Origin of the sequence: Kluyvera sp., assembly GCF_047971185.1 — a bacterium.
In the GTDB taxonomy this organism is placed as follows: Bacteria; Pseudomonadota; Gammaproteobacteria; order Enterobacterales; family Enterobacteriaceae; genus Kluyvera.
Genome location: NZ_JBKDZH010000124.1, coordinates 17,355 through 31,974, shown reverse-complemented (window position 1 = coordinate 31,974; position 14,620 = coordinate 17,355). Strand labels below are relative to the sequence as shown.

The 14,620-nt window shown below is 49.6% G+C and carries 13 protein-coding genes, 1 tRNA gene, 1 other RNA gene and 1 pseudogene; 9 read left to right on the top strand and 7 right to left on the bottom strand.

What is annotated here, in order from left to right; all coding sequences use genetic code 11:
- Positions 1–110, bottom strand: a 110-nt coding sequence (locus ACK5JN_RS23655; protein WP_416872376.1) for an AlpA family phage regulatory protein, incomplete at its 3' end; no start/stop codon positions are given.
- Between the two features lie 160 nt (positions 111–270).
- Between ACK5JN_RS23655 and ACK5JN_RS23650 the strand changes: the two genes are divergently transcribed.
- Positions 271–1,503, top strand: coding sequence for a hypothetical protein (locus ACK5JN_RS23650; protein ID WP_416872374.1), 1,233 nt, complete (start codon positions 271–273; stop codon positions 1,501–1,503).
- 157 nt (positions 1,504–1,660) lie between these two features.
- Here the strand turns inward: ACK5JN_RS23650 and ACK5JN_RS23645 are convergent.
- From ACK5JN_RS23645 to ycgZ, 5 genes and pseudogenes are all read right to left on the bottom strand, one after another.
- Positions 1,661–2,880: pseudogene (locus ACK5JN_RS23645) on the bottom strand (tyrosine-type recombinase/integrase).
- A 587-nt stretch (positions 2,881–3,467) separates the two neighbouring features.
- Complete coding sequence (locus ACK5JN_RS23640) at positions 3,468–4,028, bottom strand: hypothetical protein (protein ID WP_416872373.1); 561 nt, start codon at positions 4,026–4,028, stop codon at positions 3,468–3,470.
- Positions 4,029–4,125: 97 nt separating this feature from the next.
- On the bottom strand, positions 4,126–4,392 hold the full coding sequence (locus ACK5JN_RS23635; protein WP_416872375.1) for a biofilm development regulator YmgB/AriR family protein: 267 nt from the start codon (positions 4,390–4,392) through the stop codon (positions 4,126–4,128).
- Positions 4,393–4,432: 40 nt separating this feature from the next.
- Positions 4,433–4,732: a hypothetical protein gene (locus tag ACK5JN_RS23630; RefSeq protein WP_416872372.1), complete on the bottom strand. Its 300-nt coding sequence runs from the start codon at positions 4,730–4,732 to the stop codon at positions 4,433–4,435.
- A gap of 75 nt (positions 4,733–4,807) precedes the next feature.
- On the bottom strand, positions 4,808–5,047 hold the full coding sequence (gene ycgZ, locus ACK5JN_RS23625) for a regulatory protein YcgZ (RefSeq protein ID WP_416872371.1): 240 nt from the start codon (positions 5,045–5,047) through the stop codon (positions 4,808–4,810).
- A gap of 325 nt (positions 5,048–5,372) precedes the next feature.
- On the opposite strand from ycgZ, the gene ACK5JN_RS23620 reads away from it, so the two are divergent.
- Both ACK5JN_RS23620 and ACK5JN_RS23615 read left to right on the top strand, forming a co-directional pair.
- On the top strand, positions 5,373–6,593 hold the full coding sequence (locus ACK5JN_RS23620; protein ID WP_416872370.1) for a diguanylate phosphodiesterase: 1,221 nt from the start codon (positions 5,373–5,375) through the stop codon (positions 6,591–6,593).
- A gap of 219 nt (positions 6,594–6,812) precedes the next feature.
- The gene (locus ACK5JN_RS23615) at positions 6,813–7,544 is read left to right on the top strand and encodes a MerR family transcriptional regulator (RefSeq protein WP_416872369.1); all 732 of its coding nucleotides are present in this window, start codon (positions 6,813–6,815) and stop codon (positions 7,542–7,544) included.
- Positions 7,545–7,575: 31 nt separating this feature from the next.
- Here the strand turns inward: ACK5JN_RS23615 and ACK5JN_RS23610 are convergent, their stop codons facing one another.
- Entirely contained in the window at positions 7,576–8,481 is a 906-nt protein-coding gene (locus tag ACK5JN_RS23610; RefSeq protein ID WP_416872368.1) for a LysR family transcriptional regulator, read from the bottom strand.
- Positions 8,482–8,595: 114 nt separating this feature from the next.
- Here ACK5JN_RS23610 and ACK5JN_RS23605 point away from each other — a divergent pair, with 114 nt between their 5' ends.
- The 6 genes from ACK5JN_RS23605 (at position 8,596) to ACK5JN_RS23580 (ending at position 14,609) form a co-directional block, all read left to right on the top strand.
- The gene (locus ACK5JN_RS23605) at positions 8,596–9,456 is read left to right on the top strand and encodes a pirin family protein (protein ID WP_416872367.1); all 861 of its coding nucleotides are present in this window, start codon (positions 8,596–8,598) and stop codon (positions 9,454–9,456) included.
- 20 nt (positions 9,457–9,476) lie between these two features.
- Positions 9,477–10,154, top strand: coding sequence for an isochorismatase family protein (locus ACK5JN_RS23600; RefSeq protein WP_416872366.1), 678 nt, complete (start codon positions 9,477–9,479; stop codon positions 10,152–10,154).
- A gap of 145 nt (positions 10,155–10,299) precedes the next feature.
- Positions 10,300–10,387, top strand: a tRNA-Ser gene (locus tag ACK5JN_RS23595).
- A gap of 46 nt (positions 10,388–10,433) precedes the next feature.
- Positions 10,434–10,570: non-coding RNA, RtT sRNA (locus tag ACK5JN_RS23590), on the top strand.
- A gap of 849 nt (positions 10,571–11,419) precedes the next feature.
- The gene (locus ACK5JN_RS23585; RefSeq protein WP_416872365.1) at positions 11,420–11,995 is read left to right on the top strand and encodes a fimbrial-like protein; all 576 of its coding nucleotides are present in this window, start codon (positions 11,420–11,422) and stop codon (positions 11,993–11,995) included.
- Positions 11,996–12,077: 82 nt separating this feature from the next.
- The gene (locus ACK5JN_RS23580; protein WP_416872364.1) at positions 12,078–14,609 is read left to right on the top strand and encodes a fimbria/pilus outer membrane usher protein; all 2,532 of its coding nucleotides are present in this window, start codon (positions 12,078–12,080) and stop codon (positions 14,607–14,609) included.
- Positions 14,610–14,620 lie beyond the last annotated feature (11 nt).

Genomic DNA, 14,620 nt, shown 5'->3' with positions numbered 1-14,620 from the left:
CGTGGTGACTTCGGATTGAGCCAGTCATAAATGGTTGAACGGGCGATGCCGAGTTTGGCTGTAAGTGCACGCATACGAAGAATCTTCACGGTCGGGGTATGGGGGATCATTTTTCTACCTCATTGAACTATAAAAATTTAAGTTATCTTCTGAATAACGACACTCCGTTATTCGCCACCTGAGCCGACTGGCTGGTATGCGATGGATTGTAATGAGGTCGAATAGTGTCTAAAATTGGCAGTTATCACTTACTTTTTTTGACACTAACTTATGCCAGCAACAACCCCCTTGCAGAAAGCAGCATTTGATGCCATCGACAACCTTCACTTCAGTCAGGTTGTAATGAGTGTCATCTACGCAGACCCCGCTGCAGAGTGGTATCCGCGCATACTTGGCAGAATCAACGGTCTGCTTCAGAAAACAGGGATAACCGGAAAACAGGCTGAGATAACCCAGCACTATCTGCTGGCTGCTCTTGAAATTTACCTGTCTGTTGACAGCAACTATTTTTCTAATATGGCTGAGCAGCATAAAGAGTCTGATACTGGCGGCACGCCTTATAACAGGGTGATGCATGAGCAGTTTGCTGAATACGCCCGAAATTTTAGTATTGTCGTACTTAGCAAGCTTGCTAGCGAGAATGGTGTGGACAGTGAATTCCTTGTTGGGGCTACGGAAGAGTTGATGAATGATAAGGCGCTGGCATTATCAACCATGCCGTATCTAATCAGATACCGACTTACTGAATGTTGCTTTGCGCTGGAATACCCTGATGCGCCTCTCGGTTTTTATCGCGAACTGGTAAATCGCAAAATTATTTCATGCAAAAAATACTCATTTAACTTTGACAAAATCGTGAAGGAGTCTGGTGCGGAATTATCGCTACTGTTTATCCGTGCAGGCTTGCTGTTTGAGTTTAAGATGCTGCAGAGATCAATCGCGGTAATGATTTCTCTCCAGCAGAATAGTGCAATTACCCTCCCTACTCTTGACTCTCGAATGCCTCATACAGAACGAAAGAATATTGCCGATTACTACAAACGACTTGTTGATATCTGGTTGCTTGAGGCACAGCCAAATTCTTCTGCATCTTTTAAATGTAAAGACCGTCTTTCGGCAACAAATGCCGAACGACTCCTTAAACACATGAGCCGATTTTACTTTCATAAACGAATGTTTGGTGGCACGCAAGGAAGCTGGCTGGGGACGCTGGGAGCATTTGATATTGAGGTCAGCCGTTGGGAAGAGCCAAGGTTAGCGATTTATTACGAGATGAATGATGAAAATACAATATCAAAAAACACGAGTTCAAAGTTTGGAGCATATGGCTTTAGTATATCAGCAAGAAATTTGTATTTGCGGCATAAAGTGATAAGAAAAGATAGTTACTCTAAAGTTCGATATTATTGTGGTCTTTTAATGAATCAGCCATGCATGATCCCCTGGTATCTAAATGACAACAGCTATTACGACATGGCTCTGAAGTTTGAAGAGGGAGAATAACTACAACGCATTCATGAACCTACCTGTTAATATAACCTTAGTAGGGTTTTCATGGAGGTTATGGTGAACCGGTAATACCCGTAGTTCTGTACCAGTCAAATGCGGATAAACAGTAAAGTCAAAAAAAGAAAAGCGCCCCGAAAGGCGCAGAGCAAGTTTATTTCACCGCTGAAAACACGTAATCAGCCCATGCCTGCATCACCGGAACACGTTGCTCCAGTAAATCAGTACGATGGTACGCAGCCTCTACTTTGTTTTTCAGCGTATGCGCCAGTGCCCGTTCGGCTACATCCCGCGATATCCCCTGCTCACTGCACCAGTCCCTGAAACTGGAACGAAATCCATGAGCGGTTGCGAGTCGTCCGGGCGTATCGCTGACAGCCCCTGTTTTACGCAGGAAAGTGGTCATCACCATATCAGACAATACGATCTGTTTTCGCGGTGAGGGGAAGACCAGTTCATCATGCAAACCCTGCATTTTTTCAAGCACAGCGACAGCCTGCAAAGATAATGGAACACGATGCTGAATCCCCGCCTTCATTCTTTCCGGTGGAACAATCCATATTCGCTTGTCCAAATCAACTTCCCGCCAGCACATACCACGAGCTTCTCCTGACCTCGCACCAGTAAGGATCACAATCAACAGCAACGCACGGGTCACGTTATAGCGCTCATCACTGTAGACTTTCGTCGCCACGTAAAGCGGTACATTTCTCCAGGGCATCGCCGGTTGGTGCTCAGTTCGTACATTAATACCCGCCTGTACCGGCAGTAAATGGTCAACAACATCAACAGGATTGGCAACACAGTGCCCGTGAGCCCATCCCCATTGCATCACCGCATGGATTCGCTGTTTTACGCGACTGGCTGTTTTACGCGACTGGCTGTTTCTGCCAGCGTGAGCCACACAGGGCGCAATGTTTCTGCCACATCAGCAGGCGTGATACGGTCGAGTGGTTTAGTTCCTAATGACGGAAACGCATACTGCTCCAGTGTTGATAGCCACTGCTTTATGTGTTTCTGGTTTTTCCATCCCGGCGAGAGTTCAGCGTGAACCTGACGCGATGCTGCTTCAAATGTCGGAATAATAACCTTCTCAGCTTCGGCTTTTTTCAACTCAAGCGGATCATCACCAGTCGCCAGTTGTTCGCGCATGGCCTGCGCCATACGTGCTGCTTCCGCGATACCGATTTCGGGATAAGTCCCCAGTCCGGCATTTCGCCTTTTTTGAGTAACAGGACTTACATAGCGTAAAACCCACTTTCCCCTCCCCTTTACTGATGAAGGATGAAGCGTAAGTCCCGTAATTCCGCCATGAGGTAACGGCCTGTCATCAGGTTTAATGTGCCTGGCTTTAGTGTCAGTAAGTAATGCCATAAAAGGGAAAATCCTGCTGTTTTCGGTATGCCATCCAGTATGCCATGAAAAATTCTTGCACATTTCTGGTATGCCATTCAGTATGCCATCTGTAGTGTGTTTCGTCAGGGTTATATTGGTTTTAATCGGACAGGCAATAAGAAAAAACGCTTAATTTTATTAGGTTACAGGATTAGGTTGAACATCTTTGTATTCATATTTAGCGGTCCCCCTCACCGCCATATTCGAGAAAGAGCTCGTACGCACGTACGGGCTTTTTTTTTCGCATGTTGCACGCCTGCGGGGGTGATGAGAACCCCCGACCGGGGTTCGACACAAAATTGCCGGGAGCAATTTTGAACAGCGCATGCGCTGGCCCCGTAGGGGCGAGGCCCATGGATGGGCCGAGTAACGGAGCAGCCAGTTGGACAGACCGCGAACGCAGTGAGTGGGCTGCCCCAAAGGGGCGAGCAAAGCGAGTCAATCCCCCCTCACCGCCATATTTTAAGAAGAGCTCGTACGCAAGTACGGGCTTTTTTTCGCATATTGCACGCCTGCGGGGGGATGCCCCTCCCCCCGACCAGGCTGCGACGCTGGCAACCGCAAAATCAATGCAGTTGATGGCTCTCTGCCAGCCAGCTTTTAAAGATGTCACTGTGCAGCTTGTGCATCAAATCCGCCGCGCCGCTGCAGCCCATTTTTTTCATCAGTGACTGGCGAGTTTGATACACCGTCTTTATATGCAGATTCAACAGTTCCCCCATATCAGCCATACGTTTCCCTTGCTTAATCAGATCAATTAATAAGCGTTCACGCTGGTTTAACGAAACGGGGGCTTTATAATGCCGCAGTGGTTCTTTCTGACTGGAAATTGAAATAATAAACTGCTGCAGTTCCTCAATACTCGACTTGATTGGGAACTGATAAATAGCCATATCATTCAGAAACTGAAAACGCGAACCATCTGTCAGTAAGATAATTCTTGTATTACTCAGATTATAATTTTGCTGACGAACTTCACTGTATCTTTGTTCGGTTAAAAACACGTAGTGAATTGAATCTTTCGCCAGTGAGTTCTGGGTAAAAAGACTCTCCAGCCCCCACCTGAGATAATTATCCGAAAGCCAGAAATCGGCATGCTCTGTCCGTACATAGTCGTCGCTACGCATGATTTCTTTTCCAGTGCAGGCGAAACAGAGAAAAGGTCGTTAAATAACAATTGACCTACCGTTTTAGCAATAAACCATCATCAGATATTGCTTATATTCAGATATCGTCGATGGTATGGCCGACAACAATCTCCAGCGTATTTCTAATCACATCGGCATGCACGACGTCAGTGGTCACCTCAAGGCGCTGCACCAGTGCCAGGATGATATTCTTATTATTTATCGACTCCCCTCTCACTAGAATATGGCGGATAGCTGAACCTAACACGATCGCTTCTTCAGCGAGTACCTCACCAGCATGACGGAAATGTTCTGACAGAGAATGATCGAGCAGAGCGCTGTAAATGTCAGGTTGTTGAATCATTGCTGTGTTCATTTTTTTCACCATCATTAAAAATAGGGTTTTAGTGAACCTTTCCCTTTCCTGGGTTTCGGCTTTCACCCGACAACGATCGGACCGTTTCCGTCTGTCCAGGTTTTATTTGCTGTTTCTGGTCTTTGGCTTTAACCATTACCACTGCCTCGATATCAGCAATGGCAGTTGTAAAAGCATCGCGTCGACGCGCATCGGTTTCAATCGCCAGCAGAGAACGAAGTTCGGTAAGTAGAGCCATTGAGTTTACCGGCGCCTTCCGTTTAAGCAGTAACAGCACGGCCTGGCCGATAAGTTCGTCAGTCAGTTTCTCAATGTCACTTCTATTCATCACTACGCTCACTCCGTATCTATTTTTCCAGAGCCACAAAGGCGCTATGCGTTGGGTTCTGGTATCAAAAGCCGGTCAGCGTTCGAAAAGCAGGCCGATCAGTGCATTGTAGTGGCCTTTCTCCTTCTCACAGGAGGCTTTCTCCAGACGGCTGAGTAGTTTCGTACACAGGGCCTTACGGTTAAGGTTGCGTCCATCGTGCAGTATCTCCACCACAATCTGACCCAGCGTTTCCTGCTGCGTCGGCAAGCTGGCCTTATTGAAGTACTGTGCAATGGCGCCAGCTGTATCAAAAATGTAACCATTTTGCTGCATGTGTTTCTCCTGTACGAGTAAGTAAAAGATAAACAGACTGTGATTAAACGACACAAAAAATTGTACACAAAATCTGTACAAGAGAATGATTCGTATTTAACAAAAAGTGCTAATTATTTATTATCAACAACTTAAATGATTAATTCGTACATTTAAAAGCGTATCCCTGTACACATATTTCCACCTTCATATCGGCCATCTATTCTCCTGATATCAGCAGGGCGATAAGCAAATCAGAAGTGGTAAAAATAATGTTAATTTAATGTGTTAGCCACCCTGTAATCTGTTAGGGTTAGAGCACGTGTCCCCCCTACTTCGGAAAATCATGCTCACAACCATCATCTACCGCAGCCATCTTCGTGATGACGTGCCGGTAAAAGCGCTCGAAAGTATGGTCGCCGACGCGAATATCAAAAATAATCATGCTGACGTAACGGGTATCCTTCTATTTAACGGCACCCATTTCTTTCAGCTACTTGAAGGCCCTGAGGAGAACGTAAAGGCGATTTATCAAGCCATCTGCGCTGATAATCGTCACTATAACGTGGTGGAACTACTGTGTGATTACGGGCCTTCGCGGCGATTTGGTAAGACCGGAATGGAGCTTTTCGATCTTCGCGATCATGGCAGGCACGAGGTATTACAAGCGGTTCTCGATAAAGGGACCACGCGCTATCAACTCACCTATCGCGACCGTGCGCTGCAGTTTTTCCGCACCTTCGTAGAAGCCGTCGAAAAAGAGAATTACTTCGAAATCCCCTCTGCCGATAGCTGGGATTTTATCGCGACTGAACACACCCGTCGCCTTTCCCCTGCGGAGCTTAGCCCCGAGGCGAGCTGCAGCTTTGCCTTTCAGCCGATTATCGATCCACTCGCCCGCGAAATAATCTCGCTTGAAGCGCTGCTGCGTACCACCGCAGGCGATTCGCCGAAAGCCTACTTCGCCCCGCTGAGTGGCGATGAGATCTATCACGCAGATTTGCACAGTAAAAAGACAGCCTTTGCGCTCGCTGCCGCGCTGGATCTCGGTAATTGCACGCTGTCGGTCAATATCTTGCCGATGACGCTGGTTAAGGTGCCGGATGCGGTCGATATATTGCTGCAATCAATCGCCGAGAATCATCTCGTGCCTGAGCAGATCGTGGTGGAATTTACGGAAAGTGAAGCCATTTACCAGTTCGACGCCTTCTGCGGCGCGGTTCGTTCGTTAAAAGGAGCCGGGATAAGCGTCGCCATCGATCACTTTGGTGCGGGATTCGCCGGCCTACAGCTGCTTGCGCAATTTCAGCCCGACCGCATCAAAATCAACCGCGATCTTATTCAGGACGTCCACAAAAGCGGGCCACGTCAGGCCATCATTCATGCGATTATCAAATGTTGTACTTCGCTTGAAATTGCCGTTTCTGCCGTTGGCGTGGAGAAGGCGGAAGAGTGGATGTGGCTGGAATCCGCTGGCATCACTGAATTCCAGGGGCATTTGTTTGCATCGCCCTGTTTTCACGGCATCCCCGCTGTAGCCTGGCCAGAGAAGAAAACTGAATTGTAAGCGCATGTTTTGTCCTGCCGCCGCCCGACGGCAGGATTAACCTACCTTTTTTTATTAACATATCAAAAAGATAGCTTCCACACGCCTCCTCCAGACCACTTTCAGGGTTTTCTCGTTACGCTTGATTTAAAAGCTGCTGTACAATAAATTATAAATTGTACAAATAGTACCGACGCGTCATTTTACGCGGCATGTGTAGGTCTAACGATGAGGGGCTGAATGGGATTTTACAGCATAGGCGATGTTGCCGAGCGATGTGGTATCAACCCCGTCACCCTGCGTGCCTGGCAACGCCGCTATGGGTTATTGAAGCCCCAGCGAAGCGAAGGTGGGCATCGCCAGTTTGATGAAGAAGACATCCAGCGTATCGAAGAGATAAAACGCTGGATTAAAAGCGGCGTACCGGTGGGGAAAGTGAAAGCCTTGCTTGAAGAAAGCAAGGTCACGGCGCACGACGACTGGATTACGCTGCAGGAAGAGATGATGGCGGCGCTTCGTTTTGCCCACCCCGCCAAACTGCGGGCGAAAATCAGGGCGCTTAGCCGTGAGTACAGCTCAGACGCTCTGATCGACCACGTTTTTGTCCCGGTGCGCCAGCGCATCAGCCTCGATCACAACACCGCGCGCATTATGTGCAGCCTGCTTGACGGCGTGCTGATTGAGTTTGTCTCCTCCTGCCTCGCCGAATCGCGCAAAAAAACGGGTAAAGACGCCCTGCTTTGCGGCTGGGACACCGAAGACCGCACGCGCCTGTGGCTGGAAGCCTGGCGGCTATCTCAGCAGGGCTGGCACATTGCCGTGCTTGCCGAACCCCAGGAGTCTCCGCGCCCCGAACTGTTCCCAGGGCAACAGCTGATCGTCTGGACCGGTATCACCCCTACCCGCCGGCAACAAGAGCTATTACAACACTGGCACGAGCAGGGTTATTCACTGATTTTCCATCACCCATGAGTCTGATGAATCGATAACCCCTTAATCCTCATCATTCCTCAATCATCTGGGCGTACTCTTCACTGAGAAAATCCACCAGCGCTCGCACGGCGGGCAACAATCCCCGGCGTGAGGGAAATACCGCATGGATCACCTCGCGTTTGGGTTCCCACTCGTCGAGCACCTGCACCAGTGAACCGTTTGCCAGCTGTTCCCGCGCCATCAGAATCGGCAGTTGCACGACGCCCACCCCCGCGACGGCGGCTTCACGCAGCGCCAGCATATCGCCGGTGATCAAACGCGGCGTGAAATGCACCTCCGCTTTGGCCCCTTCCGGCCCATCAAGCAGCCATTTATGAATATGCTTCCCCGCCGCGATGCTCAGCCCAGGCCAGCGGCTGAGTTCGTCCGGCGAGCGGGGCTTTCCTGACGCCGCCACCAGCGACGGGCTAGCCACCAGACAATGACCGCGATCGGCCAGCACGCGCATCACTAAATCACTGTCGTCGAAGGGCCTTGGGCGCACGCGAATGGCCACATCAACCCCTTCCGCAATCAAATCGACCCGTCGATTGGTCGCTTCCAGCTGAATTTGTACACCGGGATAACGCAGCATAAAACGCGCCAGCATCGGCCCCACATGGACATGCAGCAGGGTAACCGGACAGGTCAACCTGACGCTGCCGCGGGGTTCTGCCTGTAGCGCCGCAATCGCCTCCTGCGCCGCCTCCGCCTCAATCAGCATCGCCTTGCAGTGCTGGTAAAACGTCTGCCCCACTTCGGTCACCGAAAATTGCCGGGTCGTCCGGTGAATCAACCGCACCCCAAGCTGCTCTTCCAGTTGGGCAATGCGACGACTCAGCTTTGATTTTGGGATATCCAGCGCGCGCCCCGCCGCCGCAAAACCACCGTGTTCAACCACACGGACAAACCACGCGAAATCATTGAGATCCTGCATACCCGCTCCATCGTTCTATTTTTGCAACAGTGTAGGTCACTTTTGCCATCTACCGGGATTTTAACCCTGAATATAAGCTAATTGACATCAAAGCTCACTCCACAGGAGAAATCGATGAAAAAGATTACAGGTGTTTATACCGCGCCGCGTCCGCACTGGGTGGGTGATGGCTTCCCGGTTCGCTCGTTATTTTCGTACCAGTCGCACGGCGAAAGCCTGAGCCCATTTTTGCTGCTTGATTACGCAGGGCCACATAGCTTCCCGGCCGACGGCGCTAAACGCGGCGTCGGGGAACATCCGCACCGGGGTTTTGAGACAGTGACGATCGTCTACGCCGGTGAAGTGGAACACCGCGATTCAACCGGTAAAGGCGGCGTTATCGGCCCCGGCGACGTGCAGTGGATGACCGCTGGCGCGGGCATTCTGCATCAGGAATTTCACTCTGCGGCGTTTGCCCGCCGTGGGGGCGAACTGAAGATGATCCAGCTGTGGGTCAACCTTCCGGCAAAAGACAAAATGACCGCCCCGGGCTACCAGAGCATTGAAGCCGCGTCGATTCCTACGGTAGCGCTGCCGGATGACAGCGGTTCGCTGCGGGTCATCGCCGGGCGCTATCTCGACGCCGAAGGCCCGGCCAGCACGTTCTCGCCGCTCAACGTCTGGGATATGGAGCTCAGGCAGGATAAAGAATTCACCTTTACCCAGCCCGATGGCTGGAGCACCGCGCTGGTGGTGCTGGAAGGTAGCGTAACGATCAACGGCGAAAGCACCGTACAGGAAGCGCAGCTGGTAGTGCTCAGCCATCAGGGAGAGCGTGTGAATCTGCACGCCAGCAGCGATGCAAAAGTGCTGGTACTGGCTGGCGAACCGATTAATGAACCGATTGTCGGCTACGGCCCTTTTGTCATGAACAATCAAACCGAAATCGCTGAAGCCGTTCGCGATTTTAACTCCGGCCGTTTTGGTCAAATCTGAAACTCTATGAGGTGAAAGGTATGTCTACTCCAGCTAATTTCAACGGTTTACGTCCCGTTATTGATGTAAAAGATACCGCGATGCTGTTAATCGACCATCAAAGCGGCCTGTTCCAGACGGTTGGCGATATGCCGATGCCCGAGCTGCGTGCCCGCGCCGCCGCGCTGGCCAAAATGGCGACGCTGGCCGGGATCCCGGTGATCACCACCGCTTCCGTGCCGCAAGGCCCTAATGGCCCGCTGATCCCGGAGATTCACGACAACGCGCCGCACGCGCAGTACATTGCGCGTAGAGGTGAAATCAACGCCTGGGATAATCCGGAGTTTGTCGCCGCGGTGAAAGCCACTGGCCGCAAGACGTTGATTATCGCCGGCACCATCACCAGCGTCTGCATGGCGTTCCCGGCGATTGCCGCCGTCGCCGATGGCTACAAGGTGTTTGCGGTGATTGATGCCTCCGGTACCTACAGCAAAATGGCGCAGGAAATCACCCTCGCCCGCGTGGTACAGGCCGGCGTCGTACCGATGGACACCGCCGCCGTCGCTTCAGAGCTGCAGCGCACCTGGAACCGCCCGGATGCCGCCGAGTGGGCCGAGGTTTACACCAAAGTCTTCCCAGCCTATCAGCTACTGATCGAAAGCTACGCGAAAGCGCAGGACGTGGTGAAGAACAGCGAACAGCTTGATTCCCAGCGCTAATCGCCGCTCCCCCGCCGTTTTTCGCGGGGGAGTGCTCAATGCTTAACCGAACGGAAAAGAATGCATAAATTATGCTTGACCGTTTTAGGCCAACTCCCTATAGTAGCGCCCCGTTGACCACCAACGGTGAGCAGCAAAACAATATGGTGAGGTGTCCGAGTGGCTGAAGGAGCACGCCTGGAAAGTGTGTATACGGCAACGTATCGGGGGTTCGAATCCCCCCCTCACCGCCATATTCGAGAAAGAGCTCGTACGAAAGTACGGGCTTTTTTTTCGCATGTTGCACGCCTGCGGGGGGGATGAGAACCCCCGACCGGGGTTCGACAACTGGCGCAGCCAGTTGGACAGACCGCGAACGCAGTGAGTGGGCTGCCCCGAAGGGGCGAGCAAAGCGAGTCAATCCCCCCTCACCGCCATATTTGATACAAAATCAATCACTTATAGTGTAAGATTGGTTTTGTCCTGCATAAAATGCTGCATAAAAAAGCTCGTGTAAACGGGCTTTTTTGTATCTAAATGCCGCGCTTTTTCGGTATTCTTCTCAACTTTACTTTTTAAAATCACCTGCTGCCCGCTTCGTCATTCAGCACAAATCCGTTCAGGCATCGTCTGGTTCAGCCCCTAAAAATGTGTCATCTTGGCCAACAATATTCTGTCTTCAAATACCCTGCTCCATGATTATCTGGGAAGCAATGTTCCTTTTCCGCCGGACACGACTGATTTTAGCTTTTCCATATTCCTTCCCTTCTCGCACATGCCATGCACTTACCGCTTTTTATTGGCGTCCGCCGAAAATGATTTTCCCGTTTCTTCCTCTACTACCATCATCCAACATCTATGGGTATCTATGGTGTGGACTGCCCCTATAAAGTTGGGTGTCCAACTTTTGGGGTGCAGTCCAAAATTCGGCTTTTTTTTTGCACAATAAATATATTTATACGGTTAACCGTTTATTATCAATAATATTATGGATATATTATAAGCGTGCTTTATTGTTGACTGTGTATTATGCGTATGAATTATATTTTTATTTTATGGTTCCTCGCTTACTTTACTATATTTTAAATTAGTGACCAGGCCTATTTTAATGAAATCATTTGCTTGGGTGTTTTTAAGTTTAACTAAATTTAAAAATAAGGAAAAATAAAAAATGTAAAGCATGCTGACGTGTATATTACTGTGGCTAGCAAATATTATTCTAGCTATAAGCTATTATAGCTTGTCTGTAAGTCATGTAGAAATAATATATTGTAAAGGACTATTTCATGTTTAAAAAAACATTATTTGCTGTAGTGTCTGCGGCCCTGCTTTCTGGAACTGCTTTCAATGCTTCTGCAGCTGATGAGGGACATGGCACTGTAACGTTTAGTGGCCTGGTTATTACTGCGCCTTGTTCTATCGCTCCGGGTGATGATCAGTTGGATGTTCCGCTGGGTGAAGTGGCTGATACCGCATTGAACGGTGGTAAATTCTCTTTACCGGCAGATTTCACTATTCACCTGCAGGACTGTACGCTGGCCGCGAAGGATACTGAAGGCAACACAACTATTCTGCATAGCAAAGTTAATGTCACTTTCACCTCTGCAAACGTTGATAGCACCGATAGCAGCCTGATGGCGAACACGGTTGAAGGTAACTATGGCGGCGCAACCGGTGTAGGCGTGCGTATTCTCGATTCCGGTAACAACGAAATTGAGCTGGGAAAACCGTTTGAAATCACCTTCCCGGATACTAACTCTTATCAGGAACTGAATTTCAAAGCACGTATGGAGTCTCTGGCGAAAAACGCAACTGAGGGTAATGTGGCGTCTCAGGCAAACTATGTCCTGACCTATAACTAATAGCGCACCGACTGTTTTAATAAAAAGCCGATGGAGGATTCATCGGCTTTCGGTGTGTTTTTCATTAAACGAAATGGAACTTATGCGCATACTTAATCCTGACGGTTTCAAACCTAATCGATTATCTCTTTTAATAAAAAATACATTGCGCGCAGCTGTTATAACGGTAGTGGGCTCGTTGCCGTTATATGCTGTTGAATTTAACGTTGATATGATTGACGCGGAAGATCGGCAAAACGTTGATCTCACTCAATTTGAAACCAAAGGATATATTTCGCCAGGTACTTATCAAGTGCGGGTTAAGGTCAATAAAAATACCTTATCAAGGGTTTTTAACATGACGTGGGTTGAAACTAAAGCCGAGAGTCCCTCACAACTATGTTTAACCAAAGACCTTCTTTCGCAATTTGGTTTTACCAATGAATTCATCTTGTCTGAGTTGTCGCCGAATACTGACGGCTGCCTCGATCTTACGCAAAAACCTGAACTGATCGTCCAGCTTGATAAAAATACCATGTTACTGACGCTTAGCGTGCCTCAGGCATGGATGAAGTACCAGGCCAAAAACTGGACACCGCCAGAGTTCTGGGATGAAGGAATTCTGGGGATGTTGCTGGACTATAACGCCTATGCCAGCCAGTACCAACCCGATGAAGGGAATACCACGCAGAATCTCAGCGCTTATGGGACGCTGGGCTTTAATATGGGGGCCTGGCGACTGCGTACTGATTATCAGTACAACCAATCCTTTGAGCAGGGCAAGTCGGTGACAAGCGACAGTAGCCTTGCTCGTACCTACCTGTTTCGTCCTCTGCCGTCGCTGGCTTCTAAACTGACGCTCGGTCAATACGATCTGAGTTCCGATCTTTTCGATACTTTCCATTTTTCTGGGGGTTCGTTAGAGAGTGACGAGCAGATGATGCCACCAGATCTGCGAGGCTATGCGCCGCAGATCAGTGGGATTGCGCAAACTAATGCCAAAGTAACCGTTTCGCAAAATGGACGTACGCTGTATCAAACGACCGTCGCTCCAGGACCATTTACTATTACCGACCTGGTGAACTCTCTGCAGGGGCAGTTAGACGTTACGGTTGAAGAAGAAGATGGTCGTACAAGTACATTTCAGGTCGGATCCGCTACCATGCCGTTTCTGACCCGGAAAGGACAGGTGCGGGTGCGCTATAAAACCTCGCTAGGTAAACCGACATCCGTCAGCCATAACGATATCAATAACCCGTTGTTCTGGACCGGCGAAGCCTCCTGGGGCTGGTTGAATGATGTTTCGCTGTACGGCGGTAGTATTCTGACGGCGGAAGATTATCAGGCGTTTACCGGCGGGATTGGCTTTAACATGAATAACTTTGGTTCATTGTCATTTGATGTGACCAATGCTCAGGCAGATATGGGGGAAGGTCGTGGTAGGTTACGGGGATTCAGCTACCGTGCAAACTACGCAAAACGTTTTGCCTCTACGGGAAGCCAGATCACCTTTGCGGGTTACCGTTTTTCTGATAAAGATTATGTCTCGATGAGCGAGTTTATTGCTTCGCGCGACGGTGACGATTCGAGCGAAAACGAGAAAGAGAGCTATGTGCTGTCATTTAACCAGTACATTGCCCCTGCAGCGCTGAATACCTATCTGAGCGTCACCCGCAACACTTACTGGAACAACACCAGCAACACCAACTATTCCTTCTCCGTTAGCCGTAGCTTTGACATAGGTCGTATCACCAATATTTCTGCTTCGCTGGCGCTGAGTCGCGTACGCTGGGACGACCGCGATGAAAACCAGTATTACATGTCTCTGACGCTGCCTCTGGGATTAAGCCGTAACATCATGTATAGCCAGCAGAAAAACGGCAACGACGATCTCCAACAAACGGCAACCTATTACGACTCAACGGACCGTAACAATACCTGGAACCTGTCGGTATCCGGCAGCCAACAGGAGGTTGAAGATGGTGAACCTTCGCTACGTGGTAACTATCAGCACTATTCTCCCTATGGTCGCATGAGCCTCAGTGGCAGCGTGCAGCCGAACAACTATCGGTCTTTCAACGCCGGATGGAACGGCTCCTTCACCGCCACGAAGCACGGTGCGGCACTTCATGACTATAGCCCCGGTAACAGCGCTCGGATGATGGTTGATGCCGACGGTATTGCGGGCATTGAGATCAACAACAAACGCGCTGTAACTAACGATTTTGGTATTTCCGTTATTCCATCAATAAGCAGCTATACAACTGCCACAGTAATGATTAATAACAACAACCTGCCGGAAGGCGTTGATGTTAGCAACTCGGTGATACGTACAACCTTAACCGAAGGCGCAATTGGTTATATGGAACTGAACGCCAGTAAAGGCTACCAGATAGTTGGCGTGGTGAGGCTGGACGATGGGCACTATCCACCGCTCGGTGTGCCGGTGTCCGATAAAGCAAGCGGCAAGGATGTGGGGCTGGTTGCTGATGATGGTTATGTGTATCTGATGGGCGTACAGGAAAATAGCCACCTTATGATTTCGTGGAGTGGTAAAACGTGTGAAATAACACCTCCGAATCAAAGTAATCTTGATGGAAAAGTAATTATTTTACCTTGTAAAACAGTACATTAATTCAGGAAGAA

Bases quoted from the DNA above. Each gene is read 5' to 3' on its own strand.
- ACK5JN_RS23580 (WP_416872364.1), top strand. From the start codon at position 12,078: ATGCGCATACTTAATCCTGACGGTTTCAAACCTAATCGATTATCTCTT.
- ACK5JN_RS23630 (WP_416872372.1), bottom strand. From the start codon at position 4,732: ATGAATAGAAGTGACATTGAGAAACTGACTGACGAACTTATCGGCCAG.
- ACK5JN_RS23610 (WP_416872368.1), bottom strand. From the start codon at position 8,481: ATGCAGGATCTCAATGATTTCGCGTGGTTTGTCCGTGTGGTTGAACAC.
- ACK5JN_RS23650 (WP_416872374.1), top strand. From the start codon at position 271: ATGCCAGCAACAACCCCCTTGCAGAAAGCAGCATTTGATGCCATCGAC.
- ACK5JN_RS23640 (WP_416872373.1), bottom strand. From the start codon at position 4,028: ATGCGTAGCGACGACTATGTACGGACAGAGCATGCCGATTTCTGGCTT.
- ACK5JN_RS23605 (WP_416872367.1), top strand. From the start codon at position 8,596: ATGAAAAAGATTACAGGTGTTTATACCGCGCCGCGTCCGCACTGGGTG.
- ACK5JN_RS23600 (WP_416872366.1), top strand. From the start codon at position 9,477: ATGTCTACTCCAGCTAATTTCAACGGTTTACGTCCCGTTATTGATGTA.
- ycgZ (WP_416872371.1), bottom strand. From the start codon at position 5,047: ATGCAGCAAAATGGTTACATTTTTGATACAGCTGGCGCCATTGCACAG.
- ACK5JN_RS23620 (WP_416872370.1), top strand. From the start codon at position 5,373: ATGCTCACAACCATCATCTACCGCAGCCATCTTCGTGATGACGTGCCG.
- ACK5JN_RS23585 (WP_416872365.1), top strand. From the start codon at position 11,420: ATGTTTAAAAAAACATTATTTGCTGTAGTGTCTGCGGCCCTGCTTTCT.
- ACK5JN_RS23615 (WP_416872369.1), top strand. From the start codon at position 6,813: ATGGGATTTTACAGCATAGGCGATGTTGCCGAGCGATGTGGTATCAAC.
- ACK5JN_RS23635 (WP_416872375.1), bottom strand. From the start codon at position 4,392: ATGATTCAACAACCTGACATTTACAGCGCTCTGCTCGATCATTCTCTG.